This window comes from Bradyrhizobium sp. Kon10, assembly GCF_055807395.1.
The window spans coordinates 1-18,452 of the sequence record NZ_JBVVOZ010000007.1 but is presented as its reverse complement, the minus strand read 5'-3'; the positions used below and the strand labels follow the sequence as shown (position 1 = coordinate 18,452).

Genomic DNA, 18,452 nt, shown 5'->3' with positions numbered 1-18,452 from the left:
CCACGAGCGACGGAACGCACGCGACGGCACCCCAACTAGCAGAACTACCACCGAGCAGAAAAAGTAATCCGATCGCCTTTGCCAAGCACGGCCCTCGGACGACCGCAGCGCGGACCCGGGCGGGCGGGCAGCGCGCGCGGAGCGCAGGCCCGCCGCATACTCGGCGGCCGGCACCGTCGCATCCTTGGATGCGCGCTGATCGGACAAAGCTGCCAGCCCGTGCCGATAGGCGGTCACGGCGTCAACGGAGCTGTAGGGTGCCGAGATGCTCCGCTGCGGCCCGGACGCGAGTTCCGTGTTTTCGACGCCGGTCCGCGAACTCTGCGGAGTCAATGGACGAACGCACCTTGTAGCCAGCCGCCGTCAACCGGGCGCAGACCCGCGGCACTGCGGCAGCCGTCGTGTCGTCGCCCGACGGCTGGAGCCCTGCAAGTTCATTCAGTTCGTTGATCAGACGCAACCCTTCGCTTCGGAGCAGGACCGCCGGGGCCCGGGTCGTCGATCAGCAATTCGAATATGAGCGCGAGATCCATCATAGCGCCGAGCGTAGCGGGCCAGCCAGCGCCCACCGAGGCGGACCTGAAGTAGATCAGCGAAGGATGCGAAGCGTGGCTCTGCAGCACGGACGCGCACCAGTTGCGCCCGCCATAGAGGATGCGTCTAATTTCCTCAGGAGAATCCAAGTCCGCATAGCGCTCCAGAAGTCCGAGCGCTGATGGCGGCTCGCCCGCAGCCGTGGTGAGCTTCAGAATCCCGGCATCGCGGCGGGAGATGCCCTCTTGCACCTCGAGCAGGTAAGTCACAGCCATGGTGAGAACCGAAAGCCCTGAAAGACCAGCGCAGACGAGGACCCAGCGAGCCGGACCGTGGGCCTCGATGCCGCTCAGTCCCACCGTGCACAGCGCGCTTCCCACGATGAACAACGCCTCTTGGAAATCGGCCGCCGGAGAGAACCAGTCGCCCAGCGCATGCGCTATCAGGCCGAAACCCAACAGCAGAAGTCCCATCCAAATCCGAAACGAGCCCATGAGGATCGCTGGCGCGAAGCTAGTCGAGACCCCGGTCTTGCCAAAGCGAGCCCACTTCCCAATCGGAAGCGCAATTGCGAGCAGCCGCCGCGCCACTCGTAATGCGCCCCTGCTCTCGCCCAGTACTACCACGGTGTCGAATACGTCGCGAAGAGCAAGGACGACAAGGACGATGCCTGCGCCAATCTCGATCGTCTGAAAGATCATGGCGGAAACCCAACGGGGCCAAGCGAGTTCCGCTCGTACACGTCACGCCTTCCCGTGCGTGACAAGATGCGCTGCGGCCCACATGACCAAAATAGCAACCAGAAAGGTGCCGGCGGAGATATTTCTCCGTCCACTTGATCGTCGGACTAAATGCATCGGCGCATTCCGAACATCGGCCGACAACCCCGTAAGATCGCGTTCGTTCCGTTAGATCTGCACGCCCGAGCGTTGGGAACCCTAGCGCCGACGCGCGACCCAGACACCGAGCAGGAATGCGATCAGGAGCGACTGCAGCGGGCCTCAAAAGCTCTGTTCCTTCGACGCCGCTGGTCGAGCGCTTCGCGCCATTGTTGAGAGCACATTCCGCATGGCTTCTGGTGTTGGGTTAATGATAGGGCCGAGCGTGCGGCGCAACTCCCTCGTTCGCGTGCCGGCGGCCAACCCTCATGCTTCGCTTCAGAGATTGACGCAATTCCAGCATCAGTGAGGTGCTCCGGTGCCCGATTATCAGCGAGCCCCTGCGAACCTAACATAAGCATAAGCCAACATCCGCAACGGACATCGGTCCGTCACTGCGGAGGACACCACGGATGAGGATCATCCGTCTCACCGAATAGCCGCCGGTGCTGCGGTCACTACAGGAGAAAGCCCATGTTCGCTCTGCACAAGGGGTTTGAGACTGAAGTCATACCGATCGTCCATCCCCGCGAAGTGCCGGTTCGCGCCGCTATCATGGGCGAGGCCGCCGCGCCCGACGTGCCCGGCGCCGTCGGCATTATGATCCTCGGAGTCTACGCCCTGATCATGGCGGCATTCTTGTTGTTGTTCGCGCGCGATACCGAGGCCGGTTTGATGGTGGCGATAAGCGGAGTTTACTTCACTGTCTATCTGGCTGTACCGGTGATGTTCTTCCGCACCGAAAGTCGAAGCGGCGATATCGACCTCAAGCGCTTTCTGAGAGATGGGCTCGAGACCTGGACCGGCCATGTCGGCGGGCATGAGGCGATCATTCAGATCCTCTTGATCCCCGTCGCGGTTCTGATCGCGATCACCGCGATCGGAATCATCTCGATCATCGTTTCCTGATGGAAGCGTATCAACAGAGAGAATCGACATGAAAGTTCTGTATGAGACGGAGGCGACGGCGATTGGAGGCCGCTCTGGCCTCGCGGCAAGCTCAGGCGGCGAGCTGCGGGTTCGGCTCGCAGTGCCGCCGGCACTCGGAGGCGACGGGGGCGAAGGCACGAACCCAGAGCAGTTGTTCGCCGCCGCCTACGCGGCTTGCTTCCTCTCCGCCATCAAACAGGCCGCCGCGAATGAAGGATCGGAGATCGCGGAGGACGCCAACGTGACGGCTACAGTCGGGCTTGCTGCACGCGAAGACGAAGACGATCCCCTACTGCGTCTGCAGGTGGCGCTTGCCGTGGACTTGCCCGGTCTCGATCGTTCCGCGGCCGAGCGCATCGTCCAGGGCGCGCATCAGGCCTGTCCCTACTCGAATGCGATCACAACCGGAGTTGACGTCCGGCTCAGGATAAGCTGAGCCGCTCAGGTCTCGATACCTTGTGCCCAAGGCTGCGCCGCGAAGTGCCGGCGCAAAAACTCGATCAGCGCTCTGACCCGTGCCGGCCGCGCGCGGCCGGGCGGGGTGACGACGTGAACGGCCGCCGGCGTCACGGGCCAGTCCTTCAGAACCTCCTCAAGTCGCCCGTCCTTCAATTCCTTTAGCACATACGCCTCTGGAAGCGCGGTAATCCCCAGGCCCGCCACCAACGCGGGAATGGCAGCGATGCCGTTGTTGACGTGGAATGGGCCATCGACGTGAACGGTGACCTCGCCTTCCTTCGCATGATGGAAATTCCACACTTCGGCGCCGACGATGTGGGTGAAGACCAGCGCCGGAAAACGCGCCAGGTCCGTCGGGTGCTCCGGCCGCCCATGTTTCTCCAGATAGGCCGGGGATGCGACCACAGGTACTCGGAAAGCGAAGAGCTTGCTGATTCGGAGCGAGGAGTCCGGCTCCGGTCCGACCCGCAACACCAGATCGACTCCTTCTCCGACCAGGTCGATGCGCCGATCGGTGATCTCGAGATCGATCTCCACCTTCGGGTACGTCTTCACGAACTCCGGCAACAGCGGCGCCAGTTGCTGCACGCCGAAAGCGGATGTGGAGGCCAATCGTATCAGACCGCGCGGAATCGCGGCCTCCTCCAGAATCTCGGCCTCGACCGCCGCTCCATCGGCGAGAATCCGCGCGGCCCGCTCGAGCGAGACCCGTCCGCTCTCGGTCAGCGACAACGAGCGCGTCGTGCGGTGGAGCAAGGTCGTCTGCATCCGCTCCTCGAGCCGCGTCACCGCCTTGGAAACGGTGGTCTTGGCCAGCCCGAGCTCTTGCGCGGCTTCACTGAACGAGCCGCGCTCGGCGACTTTGGCAAAAATCGCCCAGGCTTCGAAATCCGGCATGTGCGGCATAAGCGGCCCCAAAACTGTCTTGATCCGCCATCCTAGGGGACGCAGCCCCTGAAATCACCCCCGGCCCGCGGCCATTGCGTGCAAATCGGCAACAATGATGTGCCGCTCCGGCGGATAATCAGCCGCGAGCCTTGGGAGTAATTGAACGTTGCCAACAAGGAGCAACGGTCATGAACATCCTGCACATCGATTCCAGCATTCTCGGCGTCAACTCCATCACCCGCCCGCTTTCCGCCCTCGCCGTCGAGCGCCTGGTGGCCGCCAACCCGGGAGCCCGGGTCGAGCACCTCGATCTCGGCAACAATCCGATCGGTGATCTGACGGGCGCAGAGTTCGCCGCCCGCGGCAAGGCCGCGGATCCCATTCTCGAGCAGTTCAAGGCCGCCGATATCATCGTGATCGGTTCGCCGATGTACAACTGGACGATCTCCAGTCAGCTCAAAGCCTGGATCGATCGCATCGCTGTTGCGGGCGAGACGTTCGCCTACTCCCCGCAGGGACCGAAGGGCCTCGCCGGGGGCAAGCGGATCATCGTGATCACCGGTCGCGGCAGTTCGATGCTCGACGAGCGCTACGCCGGCTACGACCATCAGGAGCCGTATCTGCGCACCCTGTTCGCCTTCCTCGGCATCGACGATGTGACCTTCGTCAACGCGCAGGGCGTGGCGCTGGCCCCCGATGCTCGGCCCTCCGTCATGGCGCGCGCCTAAGCCGAGATCGAAAATCTGATCCCCGTTCAGCGCCGCGCCGCCTAATCGGCCCGACATTCCAGGAGAACTTGCATGCCTTCGCATTCCATCAGTTGGACGCGCCCAGCGGCTATCCTTCTCGCGGCAACAAGCCTGCTCATCGCAACCCCCGCCCGATCCGAGATCAAGCCGTGGCCTGCCGCCTTTAGCAGCAAGCAGGTCCCTGTCAGCGATGGCACACAGTACGTGCGCGTCGGCGGGTCAGGGCCGGCCGTGGTGTTGCTGCACGGCTTCGGCGACACCGGCGACATGTGGGTGCCGCTCGCCGAAGTTCTCATGAAGGACCACACGGTGATCGTGCCCGACCTCCGCGGCATGGGCCTGTCCTCCCATCCCGAAGGCGGCTACCGCAAGGTCGATCAGGGTCGCGATCTCGCTGGGATCCTCGACCGTCTCGGCATCAAGGACGTCGCGCTCGTCACCCACGACATCGGCAACATGGTCGGCTACGCCTTCGCCGCGCAGTACCCGTCGCGCACGACCAAGTGGGTCGTGATGGACGCGCCCCTACCCGGTCTGGGACATTGGGACGACCAGTTGAAGAACCCGAAGGTGTGGCACTTCAATTTCCGTGGGCCCGACGTCGAGCGCCTGGTCGCCGGCCGCGAGCGCATCCTGCTCGACCGGTTCTACAACGAACTGTCCGCCAACCCTGCCGCGATCGACGAGGCGACACGCGATCACTACGCGGCCATCTACGCCCGCCCGCTCGCGATCCACGACGCCTTCAGCGGCCAGTTCGTGGCCTTCGCGGAAGACGCCATCGACAACCGCAAGCTCCTGGAGAAAGGCAAGCTGACGATGCCGGTGCTGGCCATCGGCGGCGACCATTCCTACGGCGTCCAATTGGCAACCGAGATCGGCTACGCCGCCACCGACGTACGCTCCGGCGTGATCAAGGACTCGGGCCACTGGATCATGGAAGAGCAGCCCGCCCAAGCCATCGCGATCATCACCTCGTTTCTGGACAAGTAGGGCGCGACGACCTCAGCCAATAGACAGGACAAGAACCATGCAAACCGCAAAGACGATAGTTTCTACACTTCAGACGGCCGAGGCCACCTTCGAAGGCGTCGGAGGCCTCAAGATCTTCAGCCGAGCGTGGCGGCCGGACGGCAAACCGAGAGCCGTCGTGGTCATCGCCCCTGGCTTCAACTCGCATAGCGGCCAGTACGCCTGGGTGGCGGACCAATTCACGGCGGAAGGCTACGCGGTCTACGCGCTCGACCATCGCGGACGCGGCAGGTCGGAGGGCGAGCGCTTCCACGTCGAACGCTTCGACGACTACGTCACCGACCTCGCCACATTCGTCCGCTCCGTCAAATTCCGCGAACGAGGGCTTCCCGTTTTTCTGCTCGGGCACAGCGCCGGCGGGGTGATTGCTTCCCTCTACGCCGTCGACCATCAGGCCGAACTCGCAGGCCTGATCTCTGAAAGCTTCGCATTTGAACTCCCGGCACCGGCATTCGCGCTTTCGGTCCTCAAGCTCATCGGCCGGCTGATTCCGCGCCTTCGCGTGCTGAAGCTCAAGAACGAAGACTTCTCCCAGGACCGGCAGGTCGTCGAGAGCATGAACCGGGACCCGTTGATTGCGGGCGAGAGCGAGACCGCAAAGACAGTGGCCGAACTGATTCGCGCAGACGAACGGCTGAAACGGGAGTTTCCGCGCATCAAGCTCCCGCTTCTGATCCTGCACGGTACCGAAGACAGGGCGGCGAAGCCCAGCGGCAGTCGGTCGTTCCAGGCAGCCGCCGGCTCGAAAGACAAGACGCTCAAGCTTTACGACGGCGCTTTCCACGACCCGCTCAACGATCTCGGACGAGATGCTGTCGTCGCGGACATCGCGAGTTGGATCGAGGCTCGCCTGCCGACAGTCAAATCGACGTAAGCACTCGCAGCCCTGCGGCTCGCCGGCCTTTCCGGCTGGCCGCAGGGTACGGGCAGGTTCAGTCAGATCAATAGAACAAAGGACAAGGGAGACAGCATCATGCCGAGCACCGCTCGCACAGCCCCATCGAGTGATTTTGATCCGTTCTCCTCGGAAACGAGGCGCAATCCATATGAGATCTACGAAAGGCTGCGGGCCACCGGTCCGGCCGTCCGACTCACAAAATACGACGTTTGGGCCGTCCCGCGCTTCGCAGAGGTCAAATCGATCCTCGATGATCCCAGGAATTTCAGCAGCGCCGGTGGCGCCGGCCTCGCCAACTACTTCAAGCAAACGCCTTGGCGGGCACCGAGCATTATCTTGGAAGCCGACCCACCGCTCCACACCCGCACCCGCACCGTTTTGGCCCGCGTGCTCTCGCCGGGCGTGATGCGCAAGCTTTCAGACGACTTCAAGACCAAGGCGACCGCCTTGATCGATCCGCTTATCGAGGCCGGCTCGTTCGACGGCGTGCGCGATATCGCGGAAGTCTTTCCGACCAGCGTGTTTCCTGATGCGCTAGGCATCAACGAGGAGGGGCGAGAGCACTTTCTGACCTATGGGGCGATGGTGTTCGCGGGCTTCGGTCCCGAGAACGACTATTTCCGTGATCTGATGTCCAAGGCTGCCGCCGTACTGCCCTGGGTCACGGCAAAGTGCCGGCGCGAGTCCCTGCGGCCTGGGAGCTTCGGCGCGCAGATCTACGAAGCGGCCGATTCTGGAGAAATCAGCGAAGACGAAGCTGGTCTCTTGGTGCGGTCTCTGCTCTCCGCGGGATTGGATACCACCATCAGCGCGATCGGCATGTCACTGCACAGTCTGGCCAATGCACCGGACCAATGGGCTATTCTGGCCCAGAACCCGTCGCTCGCCCGCGCTGCCTTCGACGAGACGCTTCGATACGATTCACCTGCTCCATTCGTCTTCCGCACCACCCCGCACCAAACGGAGATCGCCGGAGTACTCATCGCCAAGCATGAAAAGGTTCTACTCCTCGTCGCCTCGGCAAATCGGGACGCGGAGAGATGGGAGCGGGCCGATCAGCTGGACATTACGCGTCGAGTTTCGGGACATATCGGATTCGGGTCGGGCATCCACGGATGCGTCGGACAGATGATCGCGCGTCTCGAGGCGGAAGCGGTTCTTTCGGCCCTGGCCGCTCGTGTCGGTCGGCTGGAGATCACAGGCGAGATCGCGTTCCGGGACAGCACGGGGTTGAGGGCCCTTTCCTCCTTACCTGTCCGTATTCATCGGAAATGAAAATCATCGTTCTAGGCTCAAGCTGCTAGTCACAACTTCGGCCCTGTCATTGGAACGGACGGAGCGCAAGGATTCGGCTGGGCGGCGGAATTCAATGCTGAAGTCAGACCGACGGCTGCCGATCCGGTCGGTGCTGCACCAGATCGGAGGAGGAGCACGGCTGGATACGGGCGTGCGGAGGCCTAGGATCCGATCCGAATGGCCGCCCCTCCTTGGCGCCACTCAGCGAGCAGAAGCCAGAGGGCGTCGGGTTTGGCCCAGCGGAGCCCCGGGGCAGCGCCCCGGGAACGAAATGTCCTCCAAAGCATTTTGTAGGATTGCATTTCGAACGTAGTTCCTTCGAGCCACGGCTCGCACGCTTACCGGGGCATCATGGGGATCTCCTCCGAGACGTCGACCTTTCCGCCGGGCAGTCAGGTCGCACAACTGCTTGAAGACCACGATTGGTCTGGATCGCCGCTGGGAAGACCTCAGGACTGGTCGTCCGATCTCAGGACCTCGCTCGGCCTGCTGCTTCGGGCGCAAGCTCAGATCGTCCTGTTCTGGGGTCCAGAGTTCGTCGCCCTCTACAATGACGCCTACGCCCCCACGATCGGCGACAAGCATCCCCGCGCCCTTGGGCGGCCGGCCGAGGAGAGCTGGAGCGAGCTTTGGGACGATCTGGAGCCGCTGCTGCGTAGCGTGCGGGACACCGGGAAAACGTTTTCGGCCAAGGATCGGCCCTTCTACATCGAGCGGCATGGCTTCGGCGAAACCGTCTATTTCGACGTTTCCTACTCCGCGGTTCCGGACGGGGATGGCGGGATCGGCGGCGTGCTGTGCATCGTCTCGGAGACCACCGAGCGCGTGCGCGCCGAGACGGCGCTGCGGGAGAGCGAAGCTCGATTGCGCGAGCTCAACCAGACGCTGGAGCAGCGGATCCTGGCTCGGAGCCGCGAACTGGAGCGCGCCCAGGCCGCCCTCCGCCAGGCGCAGAAGATGGAGGCCGTCGGTCGGCTGACCGGCGGAATAGCTCACGACTTCAACAACCTTCTCCAAGGAATTACGGGCAACCTCGATCTGATCCGGCGTAAGCCTGACGACGCAGGCCGCGTGGGGCGCTGGGCGGACGCGGGCCTGAAGGCTGCGGATCGCGGCGCCCGCTTGGCGGGACAGCTTCTGGCTTTCTCCAGGACTCAAAAGCTCGAGATCACCTCGATCGACATCTCGACCGCGCTCACAGCATTTGCGGACATGCTCCGCAGGAGTATCGGCCCGGCGATCCAGCTTCGCTTGGATCTTCACACCGAGAGCGTCTTCGTCGAGGGCGATCAGATGCAGCTCGAGATGGCCGTGCTCAATCTCGCCCTGAACGCGCGTGATGCCATGCCCCGCGGCGGCGAACTCGTCATCGCGGCGCGCCCGTGCCGGCTCACCAGTGATCCGGAACTACAGGACGGCGACTATGTCGAGCTGTTAGTGAAGGATTCCGGCACCGGCATGAGCGCAGAAGTCGCCGAGCATGCCTTCGAGCCGTTCTTCACGACGAAGCAAGTCGGCAAAGGCACCGGGCTTGGGCTCAGCCAAGTGTATGCCACCCTGCATCAATCAGGAGGTGCCGTCAGGATAGAGAGTGCCCCAGGGGCAGGAACCGCCGTCCGGCTCTACTTGCGCAGGACAGAAATCCAGCCGCGGCGAGCCGCGGAGCATCCCCTGGAAGGCGCGACGACTTCTCCCGGTACGGTGCTCATCGTCGATGACGATCCGGACGTGCGGGCCTTCCTGACGGATTCCTTGGCAAGCCTGGGTTACTCCTCGCTGATCGCGGAGGATGGTGTTTCGGCTCTGCAGACCCTGGAAAGAACTGCTCCGCACGCCATGATTCTGGACTTCGCCATGCCGGGCATGACCGGTGCCGAGGTGGCGATGCAGGCCAGACGGAGCCGTCCCGATCTGCCGATCATCTTTGCGAGTGGCTATTCGGAAACCGCGGCACTCAGTCCGGTACAGGACAGCGGATACTCGCGCATGCTGCATAAACCATTCAAGGTAGGGGAACTACAGTCGGCTTTGGCAGAACTGCTCGCCAGTTCGGAGTGAGCCACTGGGGGGAGACCAGACCTGCCGGCTTGGGGTGTCGTGTCGTTTCACGGAAGCAGGGGCGAGGTGAGCGTGCCCAGATGCTCCGCAGCGGCTCGCACACGACCCGCGTGCTTTCGCCGCCGATCCGCGCTCCGCAGCGTCGATCGACGAACGCACCTTGTACCCGGCCGCCGTCAAGCGGGCGCATACCCGCGGCACCGCCGCAGCAGTGGTCTCGTCGCATGCCGGCTGAAGGCCGACCACTCCATTCAGTTCTTTCATCAGACGCAACCCTTCGCTTCGAAGCAGGACCGCCGGGGCCCGGCTCGCCGGGTCGTCGATCAGCAATTCGAATATGAGCGCGAGATCCATCATGGCGCCGAGCGTGGCGGGCCAGCCGGCGCCCACCGCGGCGGACCTGAAATAGATCAGCGAGGGATGAGAAGCGTGGCTCTGCAGCACGGAAGCGCACCAATCGCGCCCGCCATAGAGGATACGCCTGATTTCCTCAGGAGAGTCGAGGTCCGCATACCGCTCCAGCAATCCGAGGGCCGAGGGCGGCTCGCCCGCAGCCGTGGTGAGCTTCAGGATTCCAGCGTCGCGGCGGGAGATGCCCTCCTGCACTTCGAGCAGATACGTCACCGCCATGGTGAGAACTGAGAGGCCTGAAAGCCCTGCGCAGACGAGAACCCACCGAGCAGGACCGTGGGCCTCGACGCCGCTCAATCCCACCGTGCACAGGGCGCTACCGACGATGAAGAGCGCCTGCTGGAAGTCCGCCGGGGGCGAGAACCACTCGCCCAGTGCATGCGCTATCAGGCCGAAACCAAACAGCAGGAGCCCCATCCAAATCAGGAAGGAGCCCATCAGGATCGCCGGCGCGAAGCTGGTCGAGACACCGCTCTTGCCGCGGCGAGCCCACTTCCAAATCGGAAGCATGATGGCGAGGAGCCGCCGCGCCACGCGCAACGCGCCCCTGCTCTCGCCCGGGACAACCACGGTGTCGAACACGTCGCGAAGCGCGAACGCGACCAGGACGATTCCCGCCGCGATCTCGATTATTCGCAAGATCATGACGGAATACCGCTGGCGGCAGGCGAGGCCCGCCCGAACACGTCACGTCACCGAACGCGTAGCGAAATGCACAGTGACCATCAGGACCAAGACTGCGATCACGAAGGTTCCGGCGGAGATCGTTCTCCGTCCATTTGACTGACGGGCCAAGTGCATCGGAGCGCTCCGATTATCGGCGACCAACCCCGCTGTGTTGTGTTCGTTCCGAAGCAATCGGCGCCGATTTGAGGCGGCCCTAGCGCCAGTGCGCCACCCAGATACGGAGCAGGAACGCGACGAACAGCGGTTGCAACGGACCGTAGTCAGATTGCGCAGATGACGGCCCAGCGCATCGCCGCATCTTCCGAAGCCGATCGCAGCGGCCGCCGACGCGTCCCGGAAATGTGCACAGTGCCGACCATCGAATTAAACTCAAAGCTATTAGATGATTCGAGCAGTCGAGTTTCGCCGAGGGTGGCAGGGCAGTGCGGGTCAGGTTCGCTAGTCTGGTCCTGCTCACCTGTCCCATCGGCCTCGACACCCCTTGCAGAGGCTCCCAGCGGTGAGGCTCGCATCACCCGAGGGCACGCCGCTCGGCGTCGGGGGCGCCTTCATGGCGGAGTGGCAGCGCGTGCTTGGAACGCGGCGCATCCAGCCGGGAATGACGGTGTGGGCCGGAAACCAGTGAGAAAGTTTACCGGCGAGGACAGCGCCACTTAGGGGGACATGCACATTCGCTGCGCAGCCGGCGAAAATTGGCGCCATGCGCTCCTGATCGTTGCGTTAGATGCTGATAAACCGACAGTAGGAAGCCAGCCGAACAAAACTCAAAGATTGTAGTCTGGAGCGAAAAAAATAGCGCGTCCCTTAGCGAACACCGCCGCTCATCACACGCCTAATCGACTTGGTCCCCGGCAGTTAATGCGACGCGGCTGAGCCTGCCCCGCCTCATGAATGCACGCCGGATATGGAACAGGTGGAAAAGCCTGACGGTCTGCGATTTCGAATCCCTGCCCTGTGGTACCTGCCTGGAACGAGCGATGGGGCGGAAGGATTCGTCCGGCGGGAGTGATCTCTATGCTGATGATGAAGGAAAGGCGGCCGGTGATCAGCACACTGCGCGGCTGGGCGATCTCTGTTCTGCAGGAGACCGGCGCTATCCGCGAATGCGACGAACACTGCTGGATACAGGACCGCGCCGATCCGCACGCGCGCCAGCGCGCCGTCGAAATCGCGCGCCAACATCCGCCCTCGGGAGCGTCGCACGACGAAGCTATGGCTGCGGTGGTGGAGGTGCTGGACTCGATCGGAGATACCTGCCCCGAGTGCGCCTCCGAGTTCAACTAAACCAGCTCTTTCGCCTTGCTGCCCTCGGGCGCAGGCGCCCGCTGGCGCGTGAGTTCGTGCCACGCCAGGGCAGCGCTGATCCATTTCTGACGTTCGGCACCATCGCTTTCGGCGGCGAGCTTCATCGCTGCCACGGCCTCGCGCTTGGGGTCGTACTCGATATCCATCGCGCGGAATTATAATCTCGGATCGTAAACGATCACGCCTCAATGCGGCCGTAAAAATCCGGAGCCGGCACGCGACCGTTGGAGCCGGTTCTAATGTTCGGGGAGTGCGACGCCCGTCAGTTCGCCTAGTTTCGCGATGAGTTGGTCCTGGAATCCCGGATCGGCGGCTTCGCTGGCCGGCTGCTCCTGCCGCATGTGGCGCCAGTAGCGACCGCTGACCATTGCAGCCCGATCCTCGCTTACGGCGAGCCAAGTCTGGGTCCGCTGCCCGGTGTCGAGGTCTACCGGTGCTCCCGGCCCACCCATTCGCGTACGCACCCAGCCGGGATCGACCGCGTTGCTCAACACTTCCGGCCAGCGTCGCGCCACGGCGAAGGCCAACGCAACCAGTTGCAGCTTGCTTTCTGCATAGGCCTTTGCCGGATCCCAGGTCCGCTTCATCCAGTCGAGATCACGCAGCGAACCCTCGCCGCCGCGATGCAAGCCGCTGCTGAGGTAAATCAGGCGCGCGGGTCGCTGGATCAGCCCCGTCAGCATGTAAGGCGCAATCGTGTTGACCGCGAGGACGCCCGCGTGACCCTCCGGTGTCGAGCCGCGGCTGGCCTCCGTGTAGACTCCTGCGTTGTGAATGATCGCGTCCATGCGCCCGATCGCGTTGACCTGGTCCGCGATGCTCCTGGTCTCGGCGGCACCGCGGAGATCGCCGACGGCGATTCCCGCGGCACGCGACGCGAGTTCTCCAATGCGCGCCGTACGTTCAGCCGATCGGGCGTGCAGCACCTCGCGATGACCAGCATCAAGCAGCGACTGGGCCGCTGCGCGACCGAGCCCGTCCGTGCCGCCGGTGATGAATACGGTCGCCATGCGCTGCTCCTGCCGAACTTCTCTGAATGCAATCTGAAGCACACCCTGTCCTGCCGGGCGCGATGGCCTAGGCGGACTTTCGCTGCGGCTTGGCGGCCGCCTTCTTCGCCCCCGCCTCCTTCGTGGTCTTGCCGGTGATCGGCATCAGCATTTCCTTCTGGCCCGCAGCAGCCTTTCGCGGCTTCTTGGCGACCTTGCCCGCTTTCGCCGGCGCGGCCTCCTGTCCGACGCTCCGACGCAGCGCCTCCATGAGATTGACCACGTTGGTGGCTGCTGGCTTCTCCTTCGGCGTGATCGGCTTCCCGGCGCGCTTCTGGTTGATGAGTTCGATCAGCGCGGTCTCATAGTGGTCCTCGAACTTCTCCGGATCGAACCGCCCCGCCTTCTGGTTCACGATGTGCCTGGCGAGGTCCAGCATGTCCTTGGTGACCTTCACGTCCTGGATCTCGTCGAAATACTCCTGCTCGCTGCGTACCTCGTACGGATAGCGCAGCAGCGTGCCGACGAGGCCCTTTTCCATCGGCTCGAGCGCGATGATGTGCTCGCGGTTGGTCAACACCACGCGGCCGATCGCGACCTTGTCCATCTCGCGGATGGTCTCGCGGATCACAGCGAACGCGTCGTGCCCGACCTTTCCGTCCGGACGGATGTAATAGGGGCGGATCAGATAGCGCGGGCCGATATCGGTCCTGTCGACGAACTCGTCGATCTCGATGGTGCGCGTCGATTCCAGCGCGATCTCCTCGAGCTCCTCCTTGGAGACCTCGATGTACTGCCCCTTCTCGAGCTCATAGCCCTTCACGATGTCCTCGTTGGCGACCTCCTCGCCCGTGTCGGCGTCGACCTTGAGGTACTTGATGCGGTGGCCCGTCTGCCGGTTCAGCTGATTGAACGAGATCTTCTCGCTCTCCGAAGTCGCCGGGTAGAGCGCGACCGGACAGGTCACGAGGGACAGACGGAGGAAGCCTTTCCAGTTCGCGCGAGGGGCCATGGCTACGCAACGCTCCAGGGTACGGGGACACGGACTCAAGACGAACGGGGCGGCACGGTTCCGACACCCGCGCCCAAGTCCCGGATCATTTCCCCGCTTTCCTGCTTTGGGGACTCGACTCGTTTGTTCTCTATATGTTCTAATTGACCATGAGCAACCGACCCGCAAGCTGGCGCATGCCGACCCGCAAAGAGATGGAGAAGATGGCAGCTAGTGCCGTCGGCAGAGACGGGCCGGGAACGCACACCAAGTCCCGCCGATGACATGCCGCCCGAATACTGGCAGTCCGTCCTGGACGAGGCCGCAACGGAGGGCCGCCCAGCGAGGCCGTCCGTCCGGGCGCTTCGGCTGTGCGACATTCCGCAACATGTTCTGCGGGTGTCATGCCGCCGTTGTAGCCGCACCGTGGAGATCCAGAAGGCGGACGCGGTGCGGTTGGCCGGTCCCGAAGCGATCTGGAAGGAGGTCGGACAGCGCTTACTCGACGACACGTGCCAACAACGGACCGGTCGTTTGGAAGAGGATGGCTGCTGGCCCGCGTACGACTGATTGCCGCCGCACGCCCGTCTGTTTTGCAACCTGGATGCCAGCATGGCGCCGAAACATCACCCGACGCCCCTGTCCGGGGGCGCTCGCAAGGCTCTGAACAAGGAACTCGGCAAGGCGCGCGCGATGACCAACATCCTGGCCGCGCAGTCTGCAGAGACCAGGGCAAAGGGCGAAGCGTTAATTCGGCAGGCGGACAGATTGCTCTGCGAAAGCTGGAACGAACGGATGTGGGCGGACGGCGAGCCGATCGATCCGTCACCGACGATCGACCAGGCCGTCAATGCGGGTTTCGCATGGCTTGAGATCCGCTGCGCCCGATGCAAGACGGCGAGTGATGTCGATCTGGCGGCGATGAAGCACCCGCCGACCACGTTCGTCCACGACCTCGCCAGTCGACTGCGCTGCCGCAAATGCGCCACGGCGGGCCGGCAACCAGCGGCGACTCTGCTACAGCTGGCGGCGCAACCGCGCCATCCTCGAACCGAACCCTGACCAATGTGCAATCTCTACTCAATCACCACGAACCAGGCCGCCATCAGCGAACTGTTCCGGGTGGTCAACCGCTACGTCGGCAATCTCGCGCCGATGCCCGGCGTGTTTCCGGATTACAAGGCGCCGATCGTACGGGCCGGTGCCGAGGGCCGCGAGCTTGCGACCGCGCGCTGGGGAATGCCATCGTCGCAGCAAGCGCTTATGGAGGCGACGAAGAAGCGCGCCAAGAAATTGGAGGCCAAGGGTAAGCCGGTCAACTTTAAGGAGCTGCTTCGAATTGAGCCGGACGGCGGCACAACCAACATCCGCAATGTGAAGAGCAAACACTGGACGCGGTGGCTTGGCGTCGAGAACCGCTGCGTCGTGCCGTTCAACTCATTCAGCGAGTTCAACAAGGACGAGGGTGGTGACATCTGGTTCGCGCTCGACGAAAGCCGCCCCCTCGCCTGCTTCGCCGGCATCTGGACGAACTGGACTTCGGTCCGGAAGGTCAAGGAGGGCGAGACCAACAATGATCTCTACGCCTTCCTGACGACGGAGCCGAACGCCGAGGTCGGCGCCATCCACCCCAAGGCGATGCCGGTGATCCTGACGACGCCGGAACAGGTCGAGATCTGGATGACCGCTTCCCCGGACGAGGCGTTGAAGCTGCAGCGTCCGTTACGGGACGGATCGCTCCGGATCGTCGCCCGCGGCGTCAAGGAGGATCCGGCTGGGGCGGCGACGTGACCAGCGATCCCGACGACCGGGCCGGGTCCCCTTCCCGCCAGCGCAAGATCATCCACGTCGACATGGACGCTTTCTACGCATCGGTGGAGCAACGTGACAATCCGGACCTCCGAGGCCAGCCGGTCGCGGTCGGCGGGTCGCGCGAGCGCGGCGTCGTGGCAGCCGCGAGCTACGAAGCCCGCAAGTTCGGCGTCCGGTCGGCCATGCCGTCCGTGACGGCGAAGCGGCAGTGCCCGGATCTTATTTTCGTGAAGCCGCGCTTCGAGGTCTACAAAGCGGTCTCGCAGCAGATCCGGGACATCTTCGCCGAGCACACGCCAATCATCGAACCGCTCTCGCTCGACGAGGCCTACCTCGACGTCACGGAGAACCTGCAAGAAATTCCGCTGGCACGCGATGTCGCTCTGGCAATCCGTGCAAAGATCAAGGAGGTGACCGGCCTCAACGCCTCGGCCGGCATCTCCTACAACAAGTTTCTGGCAAAACTCGCCTCTGATCACCGCAAGCCGAACGGCCAATACGTGATCACGCCGGAGATGGGTCCGGCGTTCGTCGAGGGGCTGCCGGTCGGGAAATTCCACGGCATCGGTCCGGCGACCAGCGCGAAGATGAATGCTCTCGGCCTGTACACTGGCCTCGACCTGCGCAACCAGTCACTCGCGTTCTTGCAGGCTAGTTTCGGCAAGGCCGGCGCGTATTATTACTGGATATCGAGGGGCGTCGACGACCGCGAGGTCCGCGCCAACCGGATCCGGAAGTCGGTTGGCGCAGAGAGCACGTTCTCCAGTGATCTTACAGATTTCGACGCGATGGCGGCCGAGTTGCAGCCGCTGATCGACAAGGTCTGGCGGCATTGCGAGGACAAGGGCGCGCGGGGGAGGACCGTTACGCTGAAGATCAAGTTCAACGACTTCGAAATCATCACGCGGAGCAGGTCCACACCCTTCCCAATCTCGAACCGCAGCGAGCTCGAACGGTTATCGATCGCCTTGCTGCAGAACGAGATGCCCGCTCCAAAGCCGATCCGGCTCCTTGGAATCTCCTTGTCTTCGTTCCACGGCGAAGCGCAGGCGGAGCCACAACTCGGACTGCCGATTTGAGAGGGGAGTATCGAGCAGATTTCAGGAGCGGCGCAGGCGCCCGTCGTGTGCAGCGCGGCAGCTCGTTAGTTAAAATTCGTGAATCCCCAAATGGAAAGACTTACGATATGATAAGGCTTTCCAGGGGCGTACCCATGTTTGAACAACCGACAACCGCTCTATTGCGAGCGGTACTCGACGAGGTCTGCGAAAAGCTACCCCGCGACGAGACCGGCGCTCGCACCCACGTCGCCTGCAAGATCCTCGAAGCCGCAAAGACCGGCGAAGCGACACCGGACGAGCTGCGGCAGATCGGTCGGAAAGCCCTCGCCCAACCACCGACCATGTGGCGTTGATCCGGCGAGGTGCGGGGTGAATTTCCAAGTCACAGTCTTGAAGATCCTGGTGAGTTACCCGGATGGATTCGCAGTGATGGCGGACCTCAAGCGCGACATGGCCATCCTCGCCACCAGCGGCCCGGAGTGGGCCGAGCGCACCAAGCGGCTGGCCGCGCGCGTGCCCGGGCTGGACATTTTTTCGGACGGTCTCGTTGAGCGCCAAAATGGCGGCTGGAGGATTACCGTCAAAGGGCGAGCCGTGCTCGAGTCCATGGAGGCGCGCCGAAGCGAAGACTCGGGGACGGCGACGGCTCCGGTCGAAATAGTCGGCGCGCCGGTGCCGCCCTTGCCGCAACTAGCTGAACGGGCCAAGCGGCGGCGCGAACGTCGTCAGCGTCGCCAAGAAGCCCGTGAACGCGCCAGGGCGCATGCATCATAAAGATACTGGCGGCGCTCAGATTGGCGATTTCGGCGCACTCCGCTCAAGCGTCAGTCTGCCGAGCGGCCATTTTTGCTAGGTGTTCTGGGAAACGCATTCGTCTCAATTGTCGCGGAATGCGCGATTCGCGGCCGGCCGGCTATATCGCCCATCGCCCATCCTGCCTGCCCTGCCTTCCCTGCCTTCCCTGCCTTCCCTGCCTTCCCTGCCTTCCCTGCCTTCCCTCTAATCTGTGAACGGGCAAGGAACGAGCAAGAGAGTGCTGGGCCCCACACCGCACTCTCCGGACCCAAGCGACGCTCCGCCGAATCCGAAGTGTCGTTCGGTGCCCGTCCCTCCTCTCCCTCGCCTCGCGTTTTCGATCGCGGCTATCGCCGCTCACATTCTAAAATGTGACCTGAGCTCTCTTCGAGGCCCGCACTACCAGTCAATTTCGCTGGGGGCACGACTGAATCTCTCTCGTGCAAACCGCGCACTCAAACACGAAGAGAGAGACCATTGAACAATCCAGATCCATCCCCCCAGTTCGACAAGGCCCCCACAACGCCCGAGCATTCCTTCGTGCAGCTTGCTCGCGTGCCGTTGATCCCAGAGCGGATCCTCAAGCGCTATGGCGCGTATTGTGTGTTTCGGCATGGAATAAGGACCCCGTTTTCGGGGTGATCGGCATCCAATCGGGACCCCGGGATAAGGTCCACAG

General features: G+C 63.3%; 20 protein-coding genes. 14 read left to right on the top strand and 6 right to left on the bottom strand.

Features of this window, described 5'->3' with window-relative positions; all coding sequences use genetic code 11:
• Positions 1–434: 434 nt before the first annotated feature.
• Positions 435–1,235: a hypothetical protein gene (locus AC0L2O_RS12485; RefSeq protein ID WP_473369928.1), complete on the bottom strand. Its 801-nt coding sequence runs from the start codon at positions 1,233–1,235 to the stop codon at positions 435–437.
• Between the two features lie 651 nt (positions 1,236–1,886).
• Here AC0L2O_RS12485 and AC0L2O_RS12480 point away from each other — a divergent pair.
• Together AC0L2O_RS12480 and AC0L2O_RS12475 are read left to right on the top strand one after the other, a co-directional pair.
• Complete coding sequence (locus tag AC0L2O_RS12480) at positions 1,887–2,321, top strand: hypothetical protein (RefSeq protein ID WP_473369927.1); 435 nt, start codon at positions 1,887–1,889, stop codon at positions 2,319–2,321.
• 28 nt (positions 2,322–2,349) lie between these two features.
• On the top strand, positions 2,350–2,778 hold the full coding sequence (locus AC0L2O_RS12475; protein WP_473369926.1) for an Ohr family peroxiredoxin: 429 nt from the start codon (positions 2,350–2,352) through the stop codon (positions 2,776–2,778).
• Between the two features lie 5 nt (positions 2,779–2,783).
• Here AC0L2O_RS12475 and AC0L2O_RS12470 read toward each other — a convergent pair whose 3' ends face one another.
• Positions 2,784–3,707, bottom strand: coding sequence for a LysR family transcriptional regulator (locus AC0L2O_RS12470; protein WP_473369925.1), 924 nt, complete (start codon positions 3,705–3,707; stop codon positions 2,784–2,786).
• 170 nt (positions 3,708–3,877) lie between these two features.
• Here AC0L2O_RS12470 and AC0L2O_RS12465 point away from each other — a divergent pair, with 170 nt between their 5' ends.
• From AC0L2O_RS12465 to AC0L2O_RS12445, 5 genes are all read left to right on the top strand, one after another.
• Positions 3,878–4,417, top strand: a complete 540-nt coding sequence (locus AC0L2O_RS12465) for an FMN-dependent NADH-azoreductase (protein ID WP_473369924.1) — start codon at positions 3,878–3,880, stop codon at positions 4,415–4,417.
• Between the two features lie 72 nt (positions 4,418–4,489).
• A complete protein-coding gene (locus AC0L2O_RS12460) occupies positions 4,490–5,431 on the top strand; it encodes an alpha/beta fold hydrolase (RefSeq protein ID WP_473369923.1) in 942 nt (313 codons plus the stop codon).
• A 37-nt stretch (positions 5,432–5,468) separates the two neighbouring features.
• Positions 5,469–6,344 carry a lysophospholipase gene (locus tag AC0L2O_RS12455; RefSeq protein WP_473369922.1) on the top strand — a complete coding sequence of 292 codons (876 nt, stop codon included), beginning with the start codon at positions 5,469–5,471 and terminating at the stop codon, positions 6,342–6,344.
• Positions 6,345–6,443: 99 nt separating this feature from the next.
• Positions 6,444–7,643 (top strand): cytochrome P450, encoded by a 1,200-nt coding sequence (locus AC0L2O_RS12450; RefSeq protein ID WP_473369921.1) that lies wholly within the window; start codon positions 6,444–6,446, stop codon positions 7,641–7,643.
• Between the two features lie 372 nt (positions 7,644–8,015).
• A complete protein-coding gene (locus AC0L2O_RS12445) occupies positions 8,016–9,722 on the top strand; it encodes a response regulator (protein WP_473369920.1) in 1,707 nt (568 codons plus the stop codon).
• On the opposite strand, the gene AC0L2O_RS12440 is transcribed toward AC0L2O_RS12445, so the two are convergent.
• Positions 9,681–10,772, bottom strand: a complete 1,092-nt coding sequence (locus AC0L2O_RS12440; RefSeq protein WP_473369919.1) for a hypothetical protein — start codon at positions 10,770–10,772, stop codon at positions 9,681–9,683. The genes AC0L2O_RS12445 and AC0L2O_RS12440 overlap by 42 nt on opposite strands.
• A 547-nt stretch (positions 10,773–11,319) precedes the next feature.
• Between AC0L2O_RS12440 and AC0L2O_RS12435 the strand changes: the two genes are divergently transcribed.
• Both AC0L2O_RS12435 and AC0L2O_RS12430 read left to right on the top strand, forming a co-directional pair.
• Complete coding sequence (locus AC0L2O_RS12435; RefSeq protein ID WP_473369918.1) at positions 11,320–11,445, top strand: hypothetical protein; 126 nt, start codon at positions 11,320–11,322, stop codon at positions 11,443–11,445.
• A 389-nt stretch (positions 11,446–11,834) separates the two neighbouring features.
• Complete coding sequence (locus AC0L2O_RS12430) at positions 11,835–12,104, top strand: hypothetical protein (protein WP_473369917.1); 270 nt, start codon at positions 11,835–11,837, stop codon at positions 12,102–12,104.
• Here the strand turns inward: AC0L2O_RS12430 and AC0L2O_RS12425 are convergent.
• The 3 genes from AC0L2O_RS12425 to ku form a co-directional block, all read right to left on the bottom strand.
• Positions 12,101–12,271, bottom strand: a complete 171-nt coding sequence (locus AC0L2O_RS12425) for a hypothetical protein (RefSeq protein ID WP_473369916.1) — start codon at positions 12,269–12,271, stop codon at positions 12,101–12,103. The two genes, AC0L2O_RS12430 and AC0L2O_RS12425, sit on opposite strands and share 4 nt — an antisense overlap.
• A gap of 90 nt (positions 12,272–12,361) precedes the next feature.
• Complete coding sequence (locus AC0L2O_RS12420; protein WP_473369915.1) at positions 12,362–13,135, bottom strand: SDR family NAD(P)-dependent oxidoreductase; 774 nt, start codon at positions 13,133–13,135, stop codon at positions 12,362–12,364.
• Between the two features lie 67 nt (positions 13,136–13,202).
• Positions 13,203–14,126 (bottom strand): non-homologous end joining protein Ku, encoded by a 924-nt coding sequence (ku, locus tag AC0L2O_RS12415; protein WP_473369914.1) that lies wholly within the window; start codon positions 14,124–14,126, stop codon positions 13,203–13,205.
• Between the two features lie 591 nt (positions 14,127–14,717).
• Between ku and AC0L2O_RS12410 the strand changes: the two genes are divergently transcribed.
• The 5 genes from AC0L2O_RS12410 to AC0L2O_RS12390 all read left to right on the top strand — a co-directional run bounded on the left by AC0L2O_RS12410 (position 14,718) and on the right by AC0L2O_RS12390 (position 17,752).
• Positions 14,718–15,167, top strand: coding sequence for a hypothetical protein (locus tag AC0L2O_RS12410; RefSeq protein WP_473369913.1), 450 nt, complete (start codon positions 14,718–14,720; stop codon positions 15,165–15,167).
• Positions 15,168–15,170: 3 nt separating this feature from the next.
• Complete coding sequence (locus tag AC0L2O_RS12405; protein WP_473369912.1) at positions 15,171–15,896, top strand: SOS response-associated peptidase; 726 nt, start codon at positions 15,171–15,173, stop codon at positions 15,894–15,896.
• Entirely contained in the window at positions 15,893–16,996 is a 1,104-nt protein-coding gene (gene dinB / locus AC0L2O_RS12400) for a DNA polymerase IV (protein ID WP_473369911.1), read from the top strand. The genes AC0L2O_RS12405 and dinB overlap by 4 nt, the downstream gene beginning before the upstream one ends.
• 134 nt (positions 16,997–17,130) lie before the next feature.
• Positions 17,131–17,331 carry a hypothetical protein gene (locus tag AC0L2O_RS12395; RefSeq protein ID WP_473369910.1) on the top strand — a complete coding sequence of 67 codons (201 nt, stop codon included), beginning with the start codon at positions 17,131–17,133 and terminating at the stop codon, positions 17,329–17,331.
• Positions 17,332–17,347: 16 nt separating this feature from the next.
• A complete protein-coding gene (locus AC0L2O_RS12390; RefSeq protein WP_473369909.1) occupies positions 17,348–17,752 on the top strand; it encodes a hypothetical protein in 405 nt (134 codons plus the stop codon).
• Positions 17,753–18,452 lie beyond the last annotated feature (700 nt).

What these genes read in the sequence shown, in the direction of transcription:
- AC0L2O_RS12405 (WP_473369912.1), top strand. Translation starts at nt 15,171, where the DNA reads ATGTGCAATCTCTACTCAATCACCACGAACCAGGCCGCCATCAGCGAA.
- AC0L2O_RS12480 (WP_473369927.1), top strand. Translation starts at nt 1,887, where the DNA reads ATGTTCGCTCTGCACAAGGGGTTTGAGACTGAAGTCATACCGATCGTC.
- AC0L2O_RS12430 (WP_473369917.1), top strand. Translation starts at nt 11,835, where the DNA reads ATGCTGATGATGAAGGAAAGGCGGCCGGTGATCAGCACACTGCGCGGC.
- AC0L2O_RS12410 (WP_473369913.1), top strand. Translation starts at nt 14,718, where the DNA reads ATGGCGCCGAAACATCACCCGACGCCCCTGTCCGGGGGCGCTCGCAAG.
- AC0L2O_RS12425 (WP_473369916.1), bottom strand. Translation starts at nt 12,271, where the DNA reads ATGGATATCGAGTACGACCCCAAGCGCGAGGCCGTGGCAGCGATGAAG.
- ku (WP_473369914.1), bottom strand. Translation starts at nt 14,126, where the DNA reads ATGGCCCCTCGCGCGAACTGGAAAGGCTTCCTCCGTCTGTCCCTCGTG.
- AC0L2O_RS12460 (WP_473369923.1), top strand. Translation starts at nt 4,490, where the DNA reads ATGCCTTCGCATTCCATCAGTTGGACGCGCCCAGCGGCTATCCTTCTC.
- AC0L2O_RS12485 (WP_473369928.1), bottom strand. Translation starts at nt 1,235, where the DNA reads ATGATCTTTCAGACGATCGAGATTGGCGCAGGCATCGTCCTTGTCGTC.
- AC0L2O_RS12465 (WP_473369924.1), top strand. Translation starts at nt 3,878, where the DNA reads ATGAACATCCTGCACATCGATTCCAGCATTCTCGGCGTCAACTCCATC.
- AC0L2O_RS12420 (WP_473369915.1), bottom strand. Translation starts at nt 13,135, where the DNA reads ATGGCGACCGTATTCATCACCGGCGGCACGGACGGGCTCGGTCGCGCA.
- AC0L2O_RS12450 (WP_473369921.1), top strand. Translation starts at nt 6,444, where the DNA reads ATGCCGAGCACCGCTCGCACAGCCCCATCGAGTGATTTTGATCCGTTC.
- AC0L2O_RS12445 (WP_473369920.1), top strand. Translation starts at nt 8,016, where the DNA reads ATGGGGATCTCCTCCGAGACGTCGACCTTTCCGCCGGGCAGTCAGGTC.
- AC0L2O_RS12455 (WP_473369922.1), top strand. Translation starts at nt 5,469, where the DNA reads ATGCAAACCGCAAAGACGATAGTTTCTACACTTCAGACGGCCGAGGCC.
- AC0L2O_RS12395 (WP_473369910.1), top strand. Translation starts at nt 17,131, where the DNA reads ATGTTTGAACAACCGACAACCGCTCTATTGCGAGCGGTACTCGACGAG.
- AC0L2O_RS12470 (WP_473369925.1), bottom strand. Translation starts at nt 3,707, where the DNA reads ATGCCGCACATGCCGGATTTCGAAGCCTGGGCGATTTTTGCCAAAGTC.
- AC0L2O_RS12475 (WP_473369926.1), top strand. Translation starts at nt 2,350, where the DNA reads ATGAAAGTTCTGTATGAGACGGAGGCGACGGCGATTGGAGGCCGCTCT.